General features: G+C 63.8%; 15 protein-coding genes. 10 read left to right on the top strand and 5 right to left on the bottom strand.

Annotated features, from left to right (window positions below; all coding sequences use genetic code 11):
• Positions 1-6: 6 nt before the first annotated feature.
• Both J0L98_RS08740 and J0L98_RS08745 read right to left on the bottom strand, forming a co-directional pair.
• Positions 7-1,521 carry an MFS transporter gene (locus J0L98_RS08740; protein WP_296411303.1) on the bottom strand — a complete coding sequence of 505 codons (1,515 nt, stop codon included), beginning with the start codon at positions 1,519-1,521 and terminating at the stop codon, positions 7-9.
• Between the two features lie 122 nt (positions 1,522-1,643).
• Positions 1,644-3,122, bottom strand: coding sequence for an efflux transporter outer membrane subunit (locus J0L98_RS08745; RefSeq protein ID WP_296411304.1), 1,479 nt, complete (start codon positions 3,120-3,122; stop codon positions 1,644-1,646).
• A gap of 294 nt (positions 3,123-3,416) precedes the next feature.
• On the opposite strand from J0L98_RS08745, the gene J0L98_RS08750 reads away from it, so the two are divergent.
• From J0L98_RS08750 to J0L98_RS08770, 5 genes are all read left to right on the top strand, one after another.
• Entirely contained in the window at positions 3,417-4,055 is a 639-nt protein-coding gene (locus tag J0L98_RS08750; protein WP_296411305.1) for a TetR/AcrR family transcriptional regulator, read from the top strand.
• Positions 4,056-4,076: 21 nt separating this feature from the next.
• Positions 4,077-4,649 carry a heme-binding protein gene (locus tag J0L98_RS08755; RefSeq protein WP_296411306.1) on the top strand — a complete coding sequence of 191 codons (573 nt, stop codon included), beginning with the start codon at positions 4,077-4,079 and terminating at the stop codon, positions 4,647-4,649.
• 123 nt (positions 4,650-4,772) lie between these two features.
• Positions 4,773-5,864: an IS5 family transposase gene (locus J0L98_RS08760; RefSeq protein WP_296411307.1), complete on the top strand. Its 1,092-nt coding sequence runs from the start codon at positions 4,773-4,775 to the stop codon at positions 5,862-5,864.
• 82 nt (positions 5,865-5,946) lie between these two features.
• Positions 5,947-6,144, top strand: coding sequence for a hypothetical protein (locus J0L98_RS08765; RefSeq protein WP_296411308.1), 198 nt, complete (start codon positions 5,947-5,949; stop codon positions 6,142-6,144).
• A 12-nt stretch (positions 6,145-6,156) separates the two neighbouring features.
• Positions 6,157-7,365 carry a serine hydrolase domain-containing protein gene (locus J0L98_RS08770; RefSeq protein WP_296411309.1) on the top strand — a complete coding sequence of 403 codons (1,209 nt, stop codon included), beginning with the start codon at positions 6,157-6,159 and terminating at the stop codon, positions 7,363-7,365.
• A 67-nt stretch (positions 7,366-7,432) separates the two neighbouring features.
• Here J0L98_RS08770 and apbC read toward each other — a convergent pair whose 3' ends face one another.
• A complete protein-coding gene (apbC, locus tag J0L98_RS08775) occupies positions 7,433-8,524 on the bottom strand; it encodes an iron-sulfur cluster carrier protein ApbC (protein ID WP_296411334.1) in 1,092 nt (363 codons plus the stop codon).
• 167 nt (positions 8,525-8,691) lie between these two features.
• Between apbC and metG the strand changes: the two genes are divergently transcribed.
• The 5 genes from metG (at position 8,692) to J0L98_RS08800 (ending at position 15,901) form a co-directional block, all read left to right on the top strand.
• The gene (gene metG / locus J0L98_RS08780) at positions 8,692-10,881 is read left to right on the top strand and encodes a methionine--tRNA ligase (protein ID WP_296411310.1); all 2,190 of its coding nucleotides are present in this window, start codon (positions 8,692-8,694) and stop codon (positions 10,879-10,881) included.
• 38 nt (positions 10,882-10,919) lie between these two features.
• Positions 10,920-11,201 carry a hypothetical protein gene (locus J0L98_RS08785; RefSeq protein WP_296411311.1) on the top strand — a complete coding sequence of 94 codons (282 nt, stop codon included), beginning with the start codon at positions 10,920-10,922 and terminating at the stop codon, positions 11,199-11,201.
• A gap of 134 nt (positions 11,202-11,335) precedes the next feature.
• Entirely contained in the window at positions 11,336-13,021 is a 1,686-nt protein-coding gene (locus J0L98_RS08790; protein WP_296411312.1) for a SulP family inorganic anion transporter, read from the top strand.
• Entirely contained in the window at positions 13,005-13,298 is a 294-nt protein-coding gene (locus J0L98_RS08795) for an acylphosphatase (protein ID WP_296411314.1), read from the top strand. Before J0L98_RS08790 ends, J0L98_RS08795 begins: the two co-directional genes overlap by 17 nt.
• 71 nt (positions 13,299-13,369) lie before the next feature.
• Positions 13,370-15,901 carry an EAL domain-containing protein gene (locus J0L98_RS08800; RefSeq protein WP_296411315.1) on the top strand — a complete coding sequence of 844 codons (2,532 nt, stop codon included), beginning with the start codon at positions 13,370-13,372 and terminating at the stop codon, positions 15,899-15,901.
• A 44-nt stretch (positions 15,902-15,945) separates the two neighbouring features.
• On the opposite strand, the gene dnaE is transcribed toward J0L98_RS08800, so the two are convergent.
• Both dnaE and J0L98_RS08810 read right to left on the bottom strand, forming a co-directional pair.
• Positions 15,946-19,437, bottom strand: a complete 3,492-nt coding sequence (gene dnaE / locus J0L98_RS08805) for a DNA polymerase III subunit alpha (RefSeq protein WP_296411316.1) — start codon at positions 19,435-19,437, stop codon at positions 15,946-15,948.
• Positions 19,438-19,469: 32 nt separating this feature from the next.
• Positions 19,470-20,786, bottom strand: a complete 1,317-nt coding sequence (locus tag J0L98_RS08810; protein WP_296411317.1) for a hemolysin family protein — start codon at positions 20,784-20,786, stop codon at positions 19,470-19,472.
• Between the last annotated feature and the right edge of the window lie 20 nt (positions 20,787-20,806).

A 20,806-nucleotide genomic window follows, 5' to 3' on the forward strand; every position in this document is an offset into this window, starting at 1 on the left:
TTCGCATCAAGGAGTGGCAGTGGCAGGCGCACCCGCCGGGGCGGGATGCGGCGCCGGGGGCGTCGTCGGCGCAGGGATGTATTGCAGGCCGAGCACGAATGGGATCAGCAGCAGCGCGAGTACAGCGAAGATCCGGTAGATATCGGCGGCAGCCAGCACACCGGACTGTTCGGCCACGATGCGCGCTAGCCCGTCGAGCGGTATTCCGGAGGTATCCGGGCGGCCCAGTTGCAGCGCGGCCTGATCCAGCAGCATCTCGCTGTGGAAACGCCCGCGCACGGCCATCAATTGGCCGATCACGGCGCCGCCAAACACCGTGCCGAGGGCGCGTAGCGTATTGATAATGCCGGACACGTAAGCGCCTTCCATCGGCGCGACCACGCTGGTGCCGAGGAACAGCAGCGAGACCACCGCCAGCGGCTGTCCCAGCATCTGCAGCACCGTCGCCCAGCGCAGCTGCGCCACCATCCATTCGGAGGTGATGCCCGCGCCGATCCAGCAGGCGGCGGCGATGCACAGCAGGCCCAGCGCGAACAGGTGGCGCGCATCGACCCAGCGCTGGTACAGCAGCAGCGCCACCATGGAGCCGAGCATCAACTGCGGCAGGCCCACCGTCAGGCCGATGGCCGCCAATTCAGGCATGCGAAAGCCGTGCAGGTGCCCTAGCACGTTGGCCGGCAGGCCGACGCCGGTGCTCATGGTGATCAGCAGGCAGAAGAAGATCGTGAAGCCCAGGCCCAGGTTGCGTCGGCCCAGCATCTGCAGCTTCATGAACGGTGCCGGGTGCCACCATTCGCTCAGCAGGAACAGAGTGGTCAAGGCGATGCCGCCGAACAGTGCTGCGGCGATCAGCGGGGAATGCAACCAGTCCAGCCGCACGCCCTGGTCCAGGCCCACCGCCACCAGCGCCAGGCCGGGCATGCCCAGCGCCATGCCCAGCCAATTGCCTTGCTTCAGACGCGGTAGCGCCTGCGGCATCTTCGGGATGCCCCAGGACACCAGGGCCATCGCGGCCAAGCCCAGCGGAATGACGTGCCAGTAGACCCAGCGCCAGTCGTCCAGGTAATCCACGCACAGCGCTGCCAGCCACAGGGCCACGTTGGGCGCCAGGGTGGCGGTCATCGCATACAGGGCCAGGCCATGCAGACGGATCGGCGGCGGCAGGTAGCGCAGTGCCGACATCATCAGCATCGGGATGAGCGCACCGGCGAAGATGCCCTGCAACAGGCGCAGACCCAGCAGCAGTTGCAGGTTCTGCACCAGCGGCAGCAAGGCGGCGATCAGTAGCGCGATGGCCAGTGCCCAGCTGTGCGCGCGGCGCAGCGAGAAGGTGATGGCGAACCAGGTGGCGAACGGCATCGCCGCCAGTTCGCCGGCGTAGTAGGCGGTGTTGAGCCAGGACGCATCGTCCGAGGCGAAGCCGAGCGCACCCTGTACGTCTGCCAGCGCCAGGCCAGCGACGCGGTTGTTCAGGCCCGAAACCATAGCCGCCAGCAGGATGCCCAGCAGGCCAACGGCCATGCGCGCACCAAATGCCGGACCAGGAGCCCCCCCGGTGGGCGGGCCGGAAGATGGCGCAGAACCTGGGACGGATGGGCCGCCTGCTACGCCCCCCGGCCCAGCCTGGTTTGTCGCTGCGGCACTCATTTGCCGGCCCCTACCATGGCGAACGGTTGCAGTTCTGCCGACCAGCCGCCGCCCAACGCGCGATAGATCCCGACCACCGAGAGCGCCGAAGCGGTGGCACTTTCGAGCAGCGTGGCCCGGATGGACAGCAGCGAGCGCTGCGCCACCAGCACCGATGTGAAGTCAGCCGTGCCTTCTCGGTAGGCGTTCTGCGCGATCTCCAGCGCGACCTCGTTCTGCGCCAATGCCTGCTGCAACTGCTCTTCGCGGGCACGTTCGCTGGCATAGGCGCCCAAGGCATCATCGACTTCGTGCCAGGCACGCAGCACGGTCTGCTGGTAGGCAATCGCCGCCGACTGGTGGCGAGCCTCGCTCAGGGCCAGTTTTTGCTGGAGCCGGCCGCCCTGGAAGATCGGCAGGTAGATCGTCGGGCCCACCGAATACTGGCGCGAGGCCCAGTTGCCGAGGTCCGAGAGCTGGAAGGCCTGCACGCCCAGGCTGGCACCCAGCCCGATGCGCGGATAGAAATCGGCCTGCGCCGCGCCGATGTCGGCGACAGCCGCTCGCAGCCGTGCCTGCGCTTGCAGGATATCGGGACGGTTGCGCGCCAAATCCGATGAGAGGCCGATCGGCAGGAGCGCCGGCATGGCAGGCAACCCGGAGTCGCTCAGGCGCGCATCCAATTCGCGTGGCGGCAAGCCGAGCAGCAGCGCCAAGGCGTTGCCCAGCACGTCTTGTTCATGCTGCAGCTGCGGCAGCCGCGCCTCGATCCCGGCCAACTCCGCCTTGGCCGCTGCCGCGTCTTGGCGCGTGGCAACGCCATTGCGTTCACGGCTTTGCGCCAGGCGCAGCAGTTCCTTGGCGATGCGCCGGTTGTCTTCCAGCAGGGCAATCTGCGCTTGCACACCGCGCAACAGCAGGTAATTGCGGGCCAGCTCGGCCGAGACCGAGACCCGCACCGCTTCCTGCTCATACCAGGCAGCGTCCAGTTGCGCCCGCGCGGAAGATTCCAGTTGACGCAGATGCCCCCACAGGTCTAATTCCCAGCCTGCCTGCAGACCCAGCGACCAGGTGTTGTAGGCCGCGGTGGGGGCGCCGAGATTGTGCAGCGGCGAGTTCTCGCTTATCGCCGAGCGTGTGTAGCCCGCATCCAGATTCAACTGCGGCCGACGGTCCGTGCGAATCAACCCGAGCTGCGCCCGGCTCTCCTCGATGCGCGTCATGGCGGCGCGCAGATCCAGGTTGCCTGCCGCATCGGCTTCCAGCGCGCTGAGCGTGGGGTCGTTGAACAGTTGCCACCATTGCGACGGCAGCGGGGACGCTTCCAACGCCGCCTGCTTGGACACGCTGGCCTCACGAGCCTGCGCGGCCGCATCGAATGCCGCGACCTGCGGCAGGTTCAGGGAAGGCGCACTGGCGCAGCCCGCCAGCAACAAGACGGCGACCCAAGCGGGCAGCGCCGTACGGGACGGGTGACGAGACGGCGCGACCTTCATGCGGCCTGCCCGTTGGTGACCGGTGCCATGAGCAGAAAGCCCATCAGGGCTGCGCCAACCCGCTGACGAGCGGATCGGCAACGCACGGCGAGGTGACGGATGCAAAGGGGTTTTGGGGGGCTCATGGTCAATCACTGAAATCTTAAGTACCTATCGGTACTATAACCATGAGAACCAATTTGTCAACATTGGAGCTATGTTTAGAGCAATTAATAGGGGGTTTCTCGCCTTGGGTTGATGAAATAAAAACCCATCGGTACAATTTCTGCACGTCAACCACACACGCCCTATCCGATGAAGCAACCGTGCCCTACCGATCGCAAGGACAAATCACTACCGGTTCTGGAGGCTGCGGCGTCCGTTTTCCTGGCACATGGCTTCAGTGCCGCCACGACGGACATGATCCAGCGCGAGGCCAAGGTCTCCAAAGCTACGGTGTATGCCTGCTTTCCCAACAAAGAGGCACTGTTCGCCGCCGTAATCGAGCGCGAGTGCGCCGTGATGGCCGAGACGGTTCGCGCCATCGAGACCGCGCCGGGCGACATTGCCAAAACGCTGACCGACCTAGGGTTGTCCTATCTCCGAATTGTGCTTTCGCCCACAGGGCTGGCGCTCTTTCGCGTAGTCGTGGCCGATGCCGTGCGCTTCCCCGACCTGGCACGGACGTTCTACTTGGCCGGCCCCAAGGTCATCCACCACATGATTGCCGAACGCCTCGAAGTGGCCGCGCAGGCGGGCGAGATCGACGTCCAGGCAATTGGCATCGAGGGTGCCGCCACCCAATTCGTCAGCGTGCTGCGCGGCGAAGGGCAATTGGAGTGCCTGACGCACCCGGACGCGCACCCGTCGACAGAGCAGTTGGATCGCTGGGTCCGCATGGCCGTGACCACGTTTCTTGCGGCGTTTGGCACTGCCAACCGCCCCCCCTGTTGAACAAGCCTTTCAGGAGACTTCATGACCGCTACATCACATTACTCACCGCTTCATTCCCAGTTAGCCATGGCCTCGCTTTCCCTAACCGATATCCACTGGGTGCTTGCTTGTGTACTGGCATTGGCAGCAAGTGCATTTGCGCAGCCCTCCATGGCACAGTCTGCCGCGCCGGCAGCCAACACGAAGCCGGTGACGTTGGCCCGCACCGACATCGCCCAAGCCGGAGCACAACAAGCCATTTCAGCCGCGCTCGCTGAGGCAGGACGAAATGGCTGGGTCATCGCCGTAGCTGTAGTGGATTCGGGTGGCGAATTGGTAGCCTTTCAAAAGGCTGATGGCGCGATCGGAATTAGCCCGGCGGTTGCCATCGGCAAGGCCCGCACAGCGGCACTGTTACGCCAGCCTTCCAAAAGTTTCGAGGACTTCATCAACAGCGGTCGCCCCAGTTTCCTCTCCACGCCTGGAACGACTCCGCTGGAGGGCGGTGTGCCCATCACCATCAATGGACAGGTCGTCGGTGCGGTCGGCGTTAGCGGGGCCCACGGCCCCAATGATTCGCAAGCGGCGCAGGCAGGGGCAAACGCGGTCAAGTGACTTCTAATGTGTTGCCATGAAACAAAACACGAGCTAGCAGGGCGTTAATTTAGTCAATCCCCAGCTCCAGAAAGGGTTTCAGCGAATTTATAATTCACAAGGCATTCACGATCTTCAATTCCCATGCGCGGCCCGGACCATAAGCAGAGCAGCCTTTTCAGCTACACCCACATCGAAGACCGAATTGCAGCGAGCCATCCGCTGCGCAGGGTCAAAGTCATGGTCGATATGGTTTTGCATTCGATGTCGCCGACCTTCGATTCCCTTTATGCCGAAGGTGGACGCCCGTCGATTGCACCCGAACGCCTTCTTCGCGCCCTGCTGCTGCAATGCCTGTTCTCCATTCGCTCCGAGCGGGCTCTGATCGAGCATCTCGATTTCAACATGTTGTTCCGCTGGTTCGTCGGCCTGACAATGGACGAGCCGGTGTGGGACCACTCGAGCTTTTCGGCCAACCGCGAACGGCTGCTCAAGGAAAGCGTCATGCGGGAGTTTTTCGGTGGCGTGCTTGCCATCGCCGAATGGGCCGAACTGATCTCAGATGAACACTTCAGCGTGGACGGCTCGCTCTTGCGGGCGTGGGCCTCGCACAAGAGCCTGGCCGCGCGGGATGGCTCGGATGAGCCACCGGGCCCGGATCAGGGGCGCAACCCGGAAGTGGATTTCCGCGGCAAGAAGCGCACGAACAAGACCCATGTCTCGCGCACCTATCCGGATGCCCTCTTGGCCACCAAGAACACGGGCGTGGCCTACCTGAGTTACACCACCCATACGCTCAGCGAGAACCGTCACGGGCTGATCGTCGATGTGCACACCACGCAAGCCACCGGCACGGCCGAACGTGAAGCGGCCAAAGTCATGCTGGAACGCCGGGCGGCACCGCGTAACGCCGATCGCGCCATCACGGTGGGGGCCGACCGGGGCTATGACGTGGCCGATTTCATGCAGGCCTTGCAAGATATGAGGATGGTCCCGCACGTGGCGGCAAAGACCCAAGGCCGCGCCGTGCCGGAGCAGATCAAAGAGACGGAAGGCTACGCGGTCAGCCTGCGTCGCAGGAAGATGATCGAAGAAGCCTTTGGCTGGGTGAAGGAGATCGGCACGCTCGGGTGCGTCATGCTGCGCGGGCTGGATCGACTTCGCGGGGAGGTGCTGCTGAATTTTTCCGCCTATAACCTGGTTCGGCTGGGCAATTTGCAGGCACCGTCCTACTGAGTCGGGGAACGTATTCCACGTTGGGCAGTGGAGCAGAAATGAGGTGTGGCGGCGGTGAAATAGCTGCGCCATGAGACGGTGGATGGCAGCAGAATATGCGCCTCAGGCCGGCATTGCGGCCGGTGTGAGGCCGTTGTTGGAAATTGATTTTTCGGACAGGGAAAAAGCCGCGAGGGGCGCGGACTTTTTCAACGGCCTGCTAGTGCCTTTAAGCTTCCCTTTAAGCTTCCCTTTAGGCTTCCTTAAGCCAAGCCATTCAAAAATGGCCCCGTTGCCATAACGGAGCCATGCCATGTCTTACCTCTTTTCCGCGTCTCACACCCCGTTCCAGCCCCGCCGCCGCACCTTGCTGAGCGCCCTGCTTGGCAGCGGCGTCCTCGCCGCCTGTGGTGGCAGCAGCGACAAGCCCGTGGCCGAATCGGCCGTCACCGCTCAAGCGCGCTCGGCGGTATCAAAAGGCCTGGCGGGCGCCGTCATCGCCAGCCAGGACATCTCCAGCCGCCGCATCGGCGTCGCCGGTTTGCGCCGCCTGGGCCAGAATGCCCCCCTGCAGAGCACAGACCTGATGTGCATTGGATCCAACACAAAAGCCATGAGCGCCTGCGTCATTGCTCACCTGGTGGCCGACGGCAGGGTGGGGTGGGATACGACAATCCTTGATGCTCTGCCGGATCTGGCCGGAGAACTGCGAGGGGAGTACGCCACCGTCACCCTGGCTCATCTGCTGGACCACAAGGGCGGCATGCTTGCCTTCACCGGAATGGAAGGCGACGAAGAACGCCTCATGGCCGACCTGTCCGCCCGCAATGAAACCCTGCCTGACACACTTAGCGGGCGAAGGCGTTTCTTTGCCCGCTGGCTGGTGAGTCAAGCGGTGCCCGCAGACGTCACGCCGACACGGGACTTCCACTATTCAAACGCCGGCTACGCTCTGGCTGCCTGCATGCTGGAAACCCTCACCGGGCGCAGCTTCGAAGCCCACTTTGAGGAATACATGACGCAGCGCTTGGGCGTTCAGGGCACCTGGCAGCACCCGTCCGCGGTATCGGCACAGCAGCCCAATGGCCACACGGGCCAGACTGGCGCCCTTCGCGCGTATGCACCCGAAGACGCTGATACCGAAGCCTGGCTGGCCGTGATCGCGCCGGCAGGTGGCTGGGCCTGCCGACCGGACGACTACTGCACCTGGCTGCGCTGGCATCTGCTGGCCCTGCAAGGGCAGGACACACCCCTTCCCGGCACTTACGTACAACGGCTAAAGAGCATGGGCGACCAGGACTATGCCCTCGGCTGGCTGACCACCAGCCTGAATGGCAAACCGGTACTCGCCCACACGGGCGCCCACAATGGCTTCATGGCCATCGCAGCCCTGGAGCGCAACGGCCGCCGCGCGAGCTTCGGCCTGACCAATACGGCAGATGTCGGCGCCGATGGCGCCAGCTGGGTCATGAGCCTGCTGAACACCGCGCTGATCAAACTGGACGAACTGAACGGCAGTTGAAGGGCAAGGAGGCGCAAACGGGGAGGTCACGGGCTTGGCGAGACGCTGCCGGCCTCCCGGCCCGCCATCAGGTGTTCTGCACCACGATGCTCGGAAACTTGTGGCTCATGTCCTTCTGCTTCTCGGCAATCGCAATGGCCACCTGACGGGCGATACCCTTGTAAAGCTCGGCGACACGTCCGTCCGGGTCGGCCACCACGGTGGGCACGCCACTATCCACTTCACGGCGGATCTGGATGTCGAGGGGCAGGGCACCCAGGAAGGGCACGCCATAGTCCTTGCACATGGTTTCACCACCCCCCGTGCCGAAGATGTGCTCTTCATGCCCGCACTTCGAGCAGATGTGGATGCTCATGTTCTCGACAATGCCGATGATGGGCACGCCCACCTTCTCAAACATCTTGAGGCCCTTGCGCGCATCCAGCAGGGCGATGTCCTGGGGCGTGGTGACGATCACGGCGCCGGTCACCGGGACGCTCTGGGAAAGGGTTAGCTGGATGTCGCCGGTGCCCGGAGGCATGTCGATCACCAGGTAGTCCAGATCATGCCAGTTGGTCTCCTTGAGCAACTGGTTGAGCGCCTGGGTGGCCATCGGGCCGCGCCACACCATGGGCGTTTCCACATCCACCAGAAAGCCGATGGACATGACCTGCAGCCCATGGGCCTCAAGGGGCTCCATGGACTTGCCATCCGCCGACTCGGGCTGCAGGCCGCCGACACCCAGCATCTGGGGCTGGGACGGACCGTAGATGTCCGCATCGAGAATGCCGACTCGGGCACCCTCGGCGGCAAGGGCCAGCGCAAGATTGACCGATGTGGTGCTCTTGCCCACGCCGCCCTTGCCCGACGCCACGGCGATGATGTTCTTGACCCCGGGCAGCAGCTTGGCGCCCTGCTTCACCGCATGGGCGACAATCTTGCTGAACACGTTGGCGCTGATATTGCCGACACCCGGCACCGACCTGACCTGGGCGATCAGCGCCTGGCGGATGCCATCCACCTGGCTCTTGGCCGGGTAGCCAAGCTCGATGTCGAAGGACACATCAGCACCGTTGATGCGCAGGTTCTTGACCCAGCGGGACGCAACGTAATCCTTGCCGGTATTGGGGTCGGCGTAGTGCCGGAGGCTGTCGAGGACGCTTTGTTCAGTCAGGCTCATGGTGTCGGTGGCCGGTGTGCGGCGAAAAAATGAAAACATGGATTCGCGGGTCGCGGCGGGCAAACCCGAGTAATTTACTCCAGTTTACCGAATTCCCACCTTGACCGCGATGGGGGAATCGCTTTGCTAGAATGCCGGATTCCGAATCCTCTTGCAGCATGCCGCCCATGACTTCCCCGCGCACCATTCTCGTCACCAATGCCCTGCCCTACGCCAACGGCGACATCCACCTCGGTCATCTGGTGGGCTACATCCAGGCCGACATCTGGGTGCGCTACCAGCGCATGCGCGGCAACACGGTGCATTACGTGTGTGCGGACGACACCCACGGCACCCCCGTGATGCTGCGGGCCGAAAAGGAAGGGCTGACGCCCGAGCAGCTCATCAACCGGGTGCATGGCGAACACAGCCGCGATTTCCGCGATTTCGGCGTGGCCTTCGACAACTATCACTCCACCCACAGCGACGAAAACCGCTGGTACGCGGAAGACATCTACACCCGCCTGCGGGACGGCGCCAGGCTCATCGACACCCGGGCCATCGAGCAATTCTACGACCCGGTGAAGGAGATGTTCCTGCCCGATCGCTTCATCAAGGGCGAGTGCCCCAAGTGCGGCGCCGCCGACCAGTACGGCGACAACTGCGAAGTGTGTGGTGCTGCCTACGCGCCCACCGAACTCAAGAACCCCTATTCCGCCGTGTCCGGCGCCAAGCCGGTACTGAAGACCTCCGAGCACTACTTCTTCCGCCTGTCCGACCCGCGGGCGGTGGAATTCCTCCGTGGCTGGACCCAGGGCGTCACCCCCGATGGCTCGCGCCGCCTGCAGCAGGAGGCCGCCAACAAGATGAAGGAATGGCTGGGCGACACGGGCGAGAACAAGCTCTCCGACTGGGACATCTCCCGCGACGCCCCTTACTTCGGCTTCGAGATCCCCGATGCGCCGGGCAAGTACTTCTACGTCTGGCTTGACGCCCCCATCGGCTACTTCGCCAGCTTCAGGAACCTCGCCGCCCGCAACCCGGACATCGACGTGGCCGCCTTCACCGAGGCCGGCCCGGCCGCCGCCACCGGCACCGAGCTGATCCACTTCATCGGCAAGGACATCCTCTACTTCCATGCCCTGTTCTGGCCCGCCATGCTGCACTTCGCCGGCTACCGCGCACCCACCCAGCTCTGCGTCAACGGCTTCCTCACCGTGGACGGCGCCAAGATGAGCAAGAGCCGCGGCACCTTCATCACCGCCCGCTCGTACACCGAGCAGAAGCTCAACCCCGAGTGGCTGCGCTACTACTTCGCCGGCAAGTCCAACGGCACCATGGAAGACGTGGACCTGAACCTCGATGACATGATCGCCAAGGTCAATTCCGACCTGGTGGGCAAGTTCGTCAACATCGCCAGCCGCTGCGCGGGGTTCATTGCCAAGCGCTTTGAGGGGAAGCTCGGCGAAATGGACACAACTGACCTAAGACTGTCCGCTGGTCTGGTGGGCTTGTTTGACGATGAGGTTGCAAATGCCTATGAAAAGCGTGACTTCAGCCGCGCTCTCCGAATGATTATGGAGAAGACCGATGTTGCAAATATCTATGTAAATGAACACAAGCCTTGGGAACTTGCCAAGCAGGAAGGCCAAGAAGAACGTCTGCACGTGGTTTGCACCACAGCCATAAATATGTTCAAGACTCTCACTGGTTTGCTTAAGCCGGTTCTACCCGACCTCGCCGCTCGCGTTGAAGCCTTCCTTGCCATTGAACCGCTGACCTGGAACAACCTCCTCGCCCCACTCCCCGCCGGCCACACCATCAACACCTACAGCCATCTGATGACCCGCATCGAGCGCAAGCAGATCGACGCCCTGCTCGAAGCCAACCGCGACTCCCTCGCCCCGGCCACCACCGAGGCTCAGCCAGCCAAGGCCGTGAAGGGCAAGGACGACAAGGCCGCCCACTCCGAGCAGCGCCACGCCCAGCACCAGGCCCACACTGCCACCGCCGAGGCTGCCGAGGCCAGCGAGTTCGAGCCCTTCATCTCCATCGACGACTTCGGCAAGGTGGATCTACGTATCGCGAAGATCGTCACCGCCGAGCACGTGGAGGGCGCGGCCAAGCTGCTGCGCCTCTCCCTCGACATCGGCGAAGAGAAGCCGCGCCAGGTTTTCGCCGGCATCAAGTCGGCCTACGACCCGACCACGCTGGTCGGCCGCCTCACGGTGATGGTGGCCAACCTGGCGCCCCGCAAGATGAAGTTCGGCATGTCGGAAGGCATGGTACTGGCCGCCTCGGACGCCTCCGGCGAGACACCGGGCCTGTTCATCCTGTCGCCGGACGCGGGCGCCATGCCCGGGATGCGGGTCAAGTAAGCGCCCTGTCAGCCATTGCCCTTAGGCTCGTCACTACAATGGATAACTCGCGTTCTCCCCTACCCCGCCTGACGCCTGCCTTCTGGGGCTGGGCAGCCCTCGACATTGTCGGGGTCCTGATTCTGGCCCTCGGGGCGGCCTACCTCATGGAAGACCGGGCCTCGCTGCTGCCCGGCTTTCCAGCCAGCAGCCTGCAGGCCTGGCTGTGCGTGGGCGGAGGCATTGCCACCGTCTTTGTGGCCGCGGTAAAGATGCTGGTCGAGGTCATGCACAGCGCCTCCGCCGGCAACAAGGCTGCCAACGACAGCCGTTTCTCCTGAACGGCGCCCGGCCACCATGCCCCTGACCGCCTGCAAACGATGGATCGTCCAGCATCGTACCGGGCCGGGCTCCCGTCCTCCGCAAAGCGCGCCCCGTGGCGCAAACCCGAATTTCCCTCGATTGCGGAGGCTCCATGAAGATCGTTTTCCACCCCAAGCTTCTCGACACGCTGCCCGGCTACAACGGCGCGCAGTTCGGCCGTGACGCCTCCGCCGGCCTGACGGTCGGCGTCCTTGCCCTGCCCCTGGCCATGGCCTTTGCCATCGCCTCGGGCATGTCGCCCACCGCCGGCATCTGGACGGCCATCGTCGCCGGCTTCCTGATCTCCGCCCTCGGCGGCTCCCGGGTGCAGATCGGCGGCCCCACCGGCGCCTTCATCCCCATCATCTACGGCATCGTCGTCGAATACGGCGTGCAGAACCTGCTGGTGGCCACCATGCTGGCGGGCGCCATGCTGGTCGCCATGGGCGTGTTTCGCCTCGGCAACCTGATCCGCTTCATCCCCAAGACGGTGGTGATCGGCTTCACCAACGGCATCGCGGTGGTTATCTTCCTCGCCCAGATCAAGGATTTCCTGGGCCTGCAGATCGACCACCTGCCCGGCGAGTTCTTCGGCAAGGTGAAGGCCCTCGTCACCCACCTGGACACCATCGACCTCCCCACCGTGGCCCTGTCGATTGCGTCCATCGTCGTGCTCCTGTCGTGGAACCGGCTTGCCCAGCGCTTCAAACCCCTGAGCCGGCTGCCCGGCCCCCTGGGCGTGCTGATTCTCGCCACCGCCGCCAACGCCCTGCTGCAGCTGCCCGTGGAGACCATCGGCACCCGCTTCAACGGCATTCCCCAGGATCTGCCCGCTTTTGCGTTGCCCCAGCTCTCCCTTGAGACCCTCGGCAAGCTGATCTCGCCGGCCCTCACCATCGCCCTGCTCGGCGCCATCGAGTCCCTGCTGTCGGCACGGGTCGCCGATGCGGCCATCGAGGACCGCCACGACCCCAACCAGGAACTCATTGCCCAGGGGCTGGCCAATCTCGCCGCCCCGCTGTTCGGGGGTTTCGCAGCAACCGGAGCCATCGCCCGCACCGCCACCAACGTGCGCACCGGCGGCCGCAGCCCGGTGGCGGGCATGGTCCATGCACTGGTGCTGCTGGCCGTGGTGCTGGTCTTCGCCCCCTTTGCCAAGCACATTCCCCTGGCCACCCTGTCGGCCATCGTCGTCGTGGTCGCCATCAACATGGGCGAATGGCACGAGTTCCGCGGCCTAGAGCGCTTTTCGGTCAATTACCGCACCACCCTTCTCAGCACATTCTTCGTCACCGTCTTTTTCGACCTGACCCTGGCGGTCGAGTTGGGCATGGTGCTGGCCAGCCTGTTCTTCATCTATCGAATGTCCGACCTGACCCGCGTCGAGCGCCTGCCCCTTACCGAGCTCTCGATGATGCCGGACTTCCTGTATCCGGACGGATCGCCCCGGGTGGTTGCTTACTCCCTCTACGGCACCCTGTTCTTCGGCGCCATCCACAAGCTGGAAACCCTGCTCGACCCCGCCGAGCGTCACCCGGAAGTGGTGGTACTCGACATGCATCACCTGGTGAACCTCGACACCACGGGCCTGGAGGGCCTGGAAAGCCTGTGCAAGAGCCTGCACAAGCATGGTTGCGCGCTGATCCTGTGCAACCTCAACCAGCAGCCCGCTTCCCTCATCCACCGCTCCGGGTTCGAAGACGAGGTGGGAATCAACAACATCTGCGGAGACATCTACGGCGCCCTGGCCCGATCCCGCGATCTGCTACCGAGGTTCATGGATGAAGACAACCTCTGAGCCGGCTGCTCGTCTGCTACGCATCCGCGGTCTCGTGCAGGGCGTCGGCTACCGCAATGCCCTGCAGTCTGAGGCCATGCGCCTCAAGCTGTCGGGATGGGTCCGCAACCGCAGCGATGGGAGCGTCGAGGCCCTCGTCGCCGGCCCCGTGGCCGCCCTGGAAACACTGATCGCCTGGGCCCGACGCGGGCCGCCTGCCGCCCGTGTGGCCGAGCTTTTCTGGGAGAGCGCAGAGCACCCCGCGCAAACGGGTTTTGTGCGCCTGGAAACCCTTTAGCGCCCGCAACGCAACCTGAAAACCGGTCTGCCAAGCGGCCTCCGATCGGTCTAGAATCCTGTCATCAGCCGATGGCTTTCTCCCACGACAAGCGCCCCCGCCACGCCGCCGTGCCCACTCCATCCTTTCCTGAAAATGGCCAAGACATCTGGGACTTTCCTATGTCCCTGTTCGAGCGCTTTCCCACGCTGATCTGGCGTGCGGGCACCGACGCCAAGTGCAGCTACTTCAACCAGACCTGGCTTGAATTCACAGGCCGCAACCTTGCGCAGGAGATCGGTGACGGCTGGACCTGTGGCATCCACCCCGAGGATTTCGACCGCTGCGTCAGCACCTATCTGGAGCACTTCGCGGTCAGGACGCCCTTCGAGATGGAGTACCGCCTTCGCCGCAGCGACGGCCAGTACCGCTGGATCATCGACACGGGCCGCCCCATATACGACAAGGCCGGCGAGTTCGCCGGCTACATCGGCTCCTGCCTCGACATCACGGATCGCCGCAACACGGAGGCCGAACTGCGCGAGCGGGAAAACCGCCTCAGCACCCTGCTTGCCTCCATGGGTGAGGGCGTGGTCATGCGCGACGCCAAAGGCGTGCTGCTGTTATGCAACGCAAGCGCCGAACACATCCTCGGACTGAGTGCAGCGGAAATGACGGGGTGGGATGTTCATGGCAACCTCCTCACCTACCTCAACGAAGACGGCGAACCTCTTGACCCGACGCAGATCCCGGCAATGCAGGCCATCACCACCGGCCAGCCCCGGGCTGGCTTGCTGGGGCTCGACCGCCGGGATGGGGCGCGGCGCTGGCTGTGGACCAATTCCGTTCCTCTCTTCGACGATGATCCGACCACGCCTTGTGGTGTCGTGACGACCATTGCCGACGTCACGACCCGACGTCAGGATGAGGAACAACTGCGTCTCGCCCTCACCGTGTTCCGCAACAGCGTCGAGGCAATCATCGTCACCGATGCGGATGAGCGCATCCTGTCGGTCAACCGAGCCTTTACCGACGTCACCGGCTACAGCCCGGAAGAAGCACTGGGCAACACCCCGCGCATGCTCCGGTCCGGGCACCACGACAAGAGCTTTTATGACGCCATGTGGCGCGACATCAAAACCCTGGGCTTCTGGCAGGGCGAGATCCACGACCGGCGCAAGGACGGCACACTTTACCCTTCAGCCCTGTCGATCAGCGCGGTGCGCAACACGCTCGAACGGACCACCCACTATGTGGCGGTTTTTTCGGACATCACCGAGCGCAAGGCTTCCGAAGCGCGCATTGCCTACCTCGCCCAGCACGACCCTCTGACCGGGCTGCCCAACCGCACGCTGCTCCAGGACCGTCTCGATCAGGCCCTCGCCCATGCCGTCCGCCACGGCAGCCGGATCGCCGTGCTCTTTCTCGACCTGGACCGTTTCAAGACCATCAACGACTCCCTCGGCCACATGACCGGTGACCGCCTTCTGCAGGGTGTCGCCCTGCGCCTGTCTGAATGCACGCGGGAAACCGACACCATCAGCCGCCAGGGGGGCGATGAGTTCCTGATCGTGCTCACCGATGTGGACGGGCCGGACGACGCCGCCCGGGTGGCCGAGAAGATTCTCGACCGCCTGGGGCCACCCTTCGACATTGATGGTCAGCTGCTGGCAACCTCCTTCTCCATCGGCATTGCCCTCTTTCCCGATGACGGGAAGTGTGCAGAGAGCCTCATGAAGAACGCCGATACCGCCATGTACCACGCCAAGGAGAGCGGGCGTAACACCTACCGATTCTTCGACGAGGTCATGAACATCAACGCGTTGGAGCGTCTTCAGCTCGAGAACGCCCTGCGCCAGGCGCTCGACAACCAAGAGTTCTGCCTTTACTACCAGCCCCAGGTCAATCTGGCCAGCGGACGCATCATCGGCGTGGAAGCCCTGCTGCGCTGGTTCAATGGCGTGCTGGGCGGCGTTCCACCGAGCAGCTTCATCCCCCTCGCTGAGGAATGCGGGCTGATCGTGCCGATCGGGCGCTGGGTTCTCCACCAGGCCTGCCGCCAGGCAAAGGCATGGCAGGCGCAGGGCTACGCCCCCATCCCGGTGGCCGTCAATCTGTCGGCCATGCAGTTTCGACGCGCTGACATGGTGGCCACCGTCCGGGAAGCACTGGAGGCCAGCGGCCTCTCGCCCCAATGGCTGGAGCTGGAACTGACCGAATCGCTGCTGATGCAGTCCGGAGCGCAGGTCGAAAACACCCTTGCAGAGCTCAAGGCCCTCGGCGTGCGCATGTCCATTGACGACTTTGGAACGGGCTATTCAAGCCTGGCCTACCTTAAGCGCTTTCCCGTGGACTGCCTCAAGATCGACCGGAGCTTCGTCAACGATCTCATCGACGATCCGGACGACGCGGCCATCGTGCGCGCCGTGATCCAGCTCGGACGCAGCCTGCGCCTGGATGTGATCGCGGAGGGAACGGAAACCCACGAGCAGCTCGACGTCCTCCGGGCCGAAGGCTGCGTTGCCGCCCAGGGCTACGTGTTCAGCCCTCCGCTGCCGGCGGAGGCCCTCGGCGACATCCTCCGCGTCGGCGTGCTGCCGGGCAGCCTGATCATTTCCGGCTGAACACCAGCTCCTCCCCCGTGCCTGGCGGCCGGGCACGGGAAGAATCAGGGATAGATGACTTCTACCGCATCCGCAGGCAGCCAATCGCGCAGACTCTCCAGGAGGCTGTCGTCGGGCCGGACCCGCCAGCCTGCACCGAAAGGCAGGTCGCCCTCGGCGTCGGCATTGCGGTAGCGCACACGAACAGGACACTCCCCGTTGCGGAAGGGTGTCAATACGCTCTGCAGACGTTCGGCCGCCGCGATCGCGCCCCCCGCATCACCGACTTCGCCATTGAGCCGCAACTGCAAGGCTCTGGCATAGCGGCCCCGCGCCTCACCGAGGGTCATCAGCTTGTCGGCAACGATGCGATAGCCCCCGGAGAAATCGTCATTGCTCACCTTCGCTTCGACGATCAGGACCTCATCCACCACGATGCGCTGACGATTGTTGTCGAACACCTCGGAAAAGACGGAGACTTCCCGCGGGGTCGTACCATCATCCAGCAACACAAAGGCGATCTTGCCCCGCGCCGTCATCTTGGCGCGGACCTCCATGACTACACCGGCCATGGTGACCAGATCCCTGGAGGGCTCAACCTGGGCCAGCGGGCGTCTCACGAAACGCCGCACCTCGTCCTTGAAGGCATTGAAGGGGTGGCCGGACAGGAAGAAACCGATGGCCAGCTTCTCTTCCTTGAGCTTCTCCCGCTCGCCCCAGGGACGCACCTTGACGTAGTCGACCATTGGCGCGGCAACTTCGCCGGGGATGTCGAACAAGCCCCCCTGCAGAGCGTTGGCGGCAATCTGCTCTGCAGCTTCCATGGCAATGCCGACGCTCGCCAGCAATTTGTGACGATCTGCCGGCTGCACGGGGTCGAGTGCATCGAAGGCTCCTGCACGCACCAGAGCCTCGATCACACGGCGGTTGGCCAGACGCTTATCCACACGGCAGCAGAAATCGAAGAGATCCTTGAACGGACCACCCGACTCCCGGGCGGCCAGAATGGCCCGTACCGCCGGCTCCCCCACGCCCTTGACCGCACCGAGACCGTAGCGGATTGTCTTGGCGTCGGTGGGAACAAAACGGTAGTCGGACTGATTCACATCCGGCGGCAACACCGCAATGCGGTTGGCAATCGTGTCTTCGTAGAAGATCTTGATCGTATCGGTGTTGTCCAGGTCCGAAGACATGGTGGCGGCCATGAAGGCCGAACAGTGATAGGCCTTCAGCCAGGCGGTGTGGTAGGTGACCACCGCATAGGCCGCCGTGTGCGACTTGTTGAAGCCGTACTCGGCGAACTTGGTCATCAGATCGAAGAGCTGCTCGGCCAAGGCCGGGTCGTAGCCCTTCTTGCGGGCACCATCGGCGATGGTCTCCCGATGCTTGGCCATCTCGTCGGCCTTCTTCTTCCCCATCGCCCGGCGCAGCATGTCGGCGCCACCCAGGGTATAACCACCGATGATCTGTGAGATCTGCATCACCTGTTCCTGATACACGATCACCCCATAGGTGGGTGACAGGCAGGCGGTGAGGTCCGGGTGGAAGTAGTCGATGGCCTGCTGACCCTTCTTCCGCAGGATGAAATCATCCACCATGCCCGAGCCCAGGGGCCCCGGACGGTAGAGGGCCAGCACGGCGATGATGTCTTCGAAACGGTCGGGGGCAAGCTTCTTGAGAAGCTTCTTCATGCCGTCCGATTCCACCTGGAAGATCGCCGTGGTGTTGGCTTCACGGAGGATCTGGTAGGCCGCCTGGTCTTCGAAACCCAGGCTCATCAGGTCCGGCCGCTCGCCAGTGAGACGCTTCACGTACTCGAGTGCCAGCTCGATGATGGTGAGGTTGCGCAGGCCCAGAAAGTCGAACTTGACCAGCCCCACCGCCTCCACGTCGTCCTTGTCGAACTGGGACACCGGTGTGGCGTCATCACCGTCGGCGATGTACAGCGGACAGAAATCGGTGAGTTTGCCCGGCGCGATCAGCACGCCCCCGGCGTGCATGCCGACACCACGGGTCAGGCCCTCGAGGGGCTCGGCCAGGCTCCACAGCTCCTGGACAGACTCGCCGTCGTTACCATCGGCCATCAGCTCGTTGATCTGTGGCTCCTGCTCCCGGGCTTCGGCGAGGGAGAGGGGCTTGTTCTGCACCACAGGAATCAGCTTGGACAGGCGATCACACAGGCCGTAGGGCAGATCGAGCACCCGCCCCACGTCGCGGACCACCGCCTTGGAGGCCATGGTGCCGAAGGTCGCAATCTGGCTCACTGCATCGGCGCCGTAGTGGGCGCGCACATACTCGATGACCTTGTAGCGGTTGTCCTGACAGAAGTCGATGTCGAAGTCGGGCATGGACACCCGCTCCGGGTTGAGGAAGCGCTCGAACAGCAGGGCGTAGGCCAGCGGATCGATATCGGTGATGCGCAGGCTGAAGGCCACCAACGAGCCGGCACCGGACCCCCGCCCCGGGCCCACCGGCACCCCGTTGTGTTTGGCCCAGTTGATGAAGTCGGCCACGATCAGGAAGTAGCCGGGGAAGCCCATCTGGATGATGGTATCGGTCTCGAATTTGAGTCGGGACTCGTACTGTTCGCGCTTCTGCTCCCGCTCAACCTCATTGGGGAACAGCTCCTTGAGGCGGACTTCAAGGCCCGAACGGGCCTCTGCCACCAGGAAATCGTCAAGGGTCATGCCCTCCGGGGTCGGGAACTGGGGCAGGAAGTTCTTGCCCAGTTGCACGGTAAGCGAGCAACGCCGGGCAATCTCGACGCTGTTTTCAAGGGCCTCCGGGATGTCGGCAAACAGCGCGCACATCTCGTCCTGGGTCTTGAAATACTGCTCGGGCGTGAAATCCTTCGGACGACGCTTGTCGGCAAGCACGTGGCCCTGGGCAATGCACACCCGGGCCTCGTGGGCCTTGAAATCCTCCGGTCGAGTGAACTGGATCGGGTGGGTTGCCACCACGGGCAGATCCAGGCGCGAAGCAATCTGCAGGGCATCCCGGATGTAAACCTCGGTGCCCGGATGCCCGGCCCGCTGGATCTCGACATAGAAGCCGCCAGGGAAACGCGACGCCCAGTCGGCGGCGAGCTTCTCGGCCAAAGCAACATTGCCATTGGCGAGGGCATGGCCGATATCGCCATCCCGGGCGCCGGACAGGCACAGGAGGTCACTGGCACTGACCGAATCTAGCCACTCACGGCGCAATTCCGCTCGGCCCCGGTACTTGTTCTCGATGAAGGCCCGGGTGAGCAGCTCGCACAACTGGCCATACCCCTTGCGGTTGCGGCAGATCAAGAGCACCCGGGTCGGCTTGTCGCGCTCCGTGTCGTTGCTGATCCAGCAGTCGGCGCCGATGATTGGCTTGATGCCCTTGCCACGGGCACCCTTGTAGAATTTGACCATCCCGAACAGGTTGGCCAGATCGGAAACACCCAGGGCCGGCATGCCATCAGCGGCGGCGCGGGCAATGGCGGCGTCCACCTGCACGATACCGTCGGAGATCGAGTACTCGGTATGGAGACGCAGGTGGATGTAGCGGGGAGAATGGGATTCGGGCATCCCGGGATTTTACCCGCCTGCCCGCACGGGTTTCACCCTTCGATGGAGATTTCTCCGGCAGTCGGCCCCAGCCGGCTCACCAGCAACTGGTCGATACGGTGGTTGTCCACGTCGATAACCTCGAAGCGGTAGCCGCCGAAATCCACCCTGTCGGTGCGGCGGGGGATCTTGCGCAGGTGGTACATCATGAAGCCGGCAATGGTCTCGTAATGCTCGCTTCCGTCACCGTCGTCGATGTCGAGCACGCGCATCACGTCGGCGGCAGCGGTGGCGCCATCCACCAGCCAGGAGCTATCGTCCCGGCGTACGATCTGCTCTTCCTGGACCTGCTCCACATCATCGCCCACCAGGGCCCTGAAAATGTCGTTGAGGGTGATCACGCCCACCACGAGGGCATACTCGTTGATGATCACCGCAAAGTCCTCGCGGGCCTCGCGAAAGCGCTCGAGCACCTCGGAGAGGGTCAGGGTATCCGGCAACGCCAGCAGCGGATTGATCGGGGCGTCAGCCTTCATGGACAGGGATTGCCCCGCCAGCACGCGGTTGAGCAGATCCTTGGCATCCACGTAGCCCACCACGGTGTCGATGCCGCCATCACACACCGGAAAGCGGTTGAAGGGCCGGCCGGCAATCTTCTGGCGGATGCTCTCCTCACTCTCCTGAAGGGTGAAGAACACCACACTGTCGCGGGTCGTCATGGCCGACGGCGCGCTGCGCGCGTCAAGGCCAAAGACATTCTCGATCAGGGCGTGCTCCTGCTCGGCCAGCACGCCCGCCTGGGCACCGGCCTCAACCACCGCAATGATTTCATCCGGTGTCACCGTGTCATTTCGGGTGGTTGCCACCCCGAGCAGCCGGAACAACAGATCCGCAGCCTCGTTGTAAAGCCACAATAAGGGGCGCAACCAGCGGATCAGGACACCCATGGGCGCCGCCACGGCCATTGCCAGGCGCTCCGGTGCAGCCATCCCCAGGCGCTTGGGCATCAAGTCGGCAAACAGGATGAACAGGGACGTGACCACCATGAAAGACAGGGCAAAGGCCAGCGTATCCACGTAGGCCGCCGGCACCAGCGGTACCAGCGCGCCCGCCAGCCACGGGGAGAAGGCCCCCTCACCAACAATGCCGCCCATGATCGCCACCGCATTGAGGCCTATCTGGACCAGCGTGAAGAAAGGACCAGGACGCGCCTGCAGAGCGAGCACCCGGGCAGCCCCCTCATTGCCGTCTTCGGCCAACACCGCCAACCGGGACTTGCGCGATGCCGCCACCGAAATCTCGGCCACCGAAAAGAAGGCGCTGATACCCACCAAGAGCAGGATGAGAAGAATCTGCTGAAGAAAGTCCATGGGCACCTCCGGCAACGCTG

The sequence above is a fragment of the Zoogloea sp. genome (genome assembly GCF_017302315.1).
Taxonomy (GTDB): Bacteria; Pseudomonadota; Gammaproteobacteria; order Burkholderiales; family Rhodocyclaceae; genus Zoogloea.

Excerpts from the sequence above, each read along its gene's own strand:
- J0L98_RS08740 (WP_296411303.1), bottom strand. The coding sequence starts at position 1,521 with ATGGCCGTTGGCCTGCTGGGCATCCTGCTGGCGGCTATGGTTTCGGGC.
- J0L98_RS08745 (WP_296411304.1), bottom strand. The coding sequence starts at position 3,122 with ATGAAGGTCGCGCCGTCTCGTCACCCGTCCCGTACGGCGCTGCCCGCT.
- J0L98_RS08750 (WP_296411305.1), top strand. The coding sequence starts at position 3,417 with ATGAAGCAACCGTGCCCTACCGATCGCAAGGACAAATCACTACCGGTT.
- J0L98_RS08755 (WP_296411306.1), top strand. The coding sequence starts at position 4,077 with ATGACCGCTACATCACATTACTCACCGCTTCATTCCCAGTTAGCCATG.
- J0L98_RS08760 (WP_296411307.1), top strand. The coding sequence starts at position 4,773 with ATGCGCGGCCCGGACCATAAGCAGAGCAGCCTTTTCAGCTACACCCAC.
- J0L98_RS08765 (WP_296411308.1), top strand. The coding sequence starts at position 5,947 with ATGGCAGCAGAATATGCGCCTCAGGCCGGCATTGCGGCCGGTGTGAGG.
- J0L98_RS08770 (WP_296411309.1), top strand. The coding sequence starts at position 6,157 with ATGTCTTACCTCTTTTCCGCGTCTCACACCCCGTTCCAGCCCCGCCGC.
- apbC (WP_296411334.1), bottom strand. The coding sequence starts at position 8,524 with ATGAGCCTGACTGAACAAAGCGTCCTCGACAGCCTCCGGCACTACGCC.
- metG (WP_296411310.1), top strand. The coding sequence starts at position 8,692 with ATGACTTCCCCGCGCACCATTCTCGTCACCAATGCCCTGCCCTACGCC.
- J0L98_RS08785 (WP_296411311.1), top strand. The coding sequence starts at position 10,920 with ATGGATAACTCGCGTTCTCCCCTACCCCGCCTGACGCCTGCCTTCTGG.
- J0L98_RS08790 (WP_296411312.1), top strand. The coding sequence starts at position 11,336 with ATGAAGATCGTTTTCCACCCCAAGCTTCTCGACACGCTGCCCGGCTAC.
- J0L98_RS08795 (WP_296411314.1), top strand. The coding sequence starts at position 13,005 with ATGAAGACAACCTCTGAGCCGGCTGCTCGTCTGCTACGCATCCGCGGT.
- J0L98_RS08800 (WP_296411315.1), top strand. The coding sequence starts at position 13,370 with ATGGCTTTCTCCCACGACAAGCGCCCCCGCCACGCCGCCGTGCCCACT.
- dnaE (WP_296411316.1), bottom strand. The coding sequence starts at position 19,437 with ATGCCCGAATCCCATTCTCCCCGCTACATCCACCTGCGTCTCCATACC.
- J0L98_RS08810 (WP_296411317.1), bottom strand. The coding sequence starts at position 20,786 with ATGGACTTTCTTCAGCAGATTCTTCTCATCCTGCTCTTGGTGGGTATC.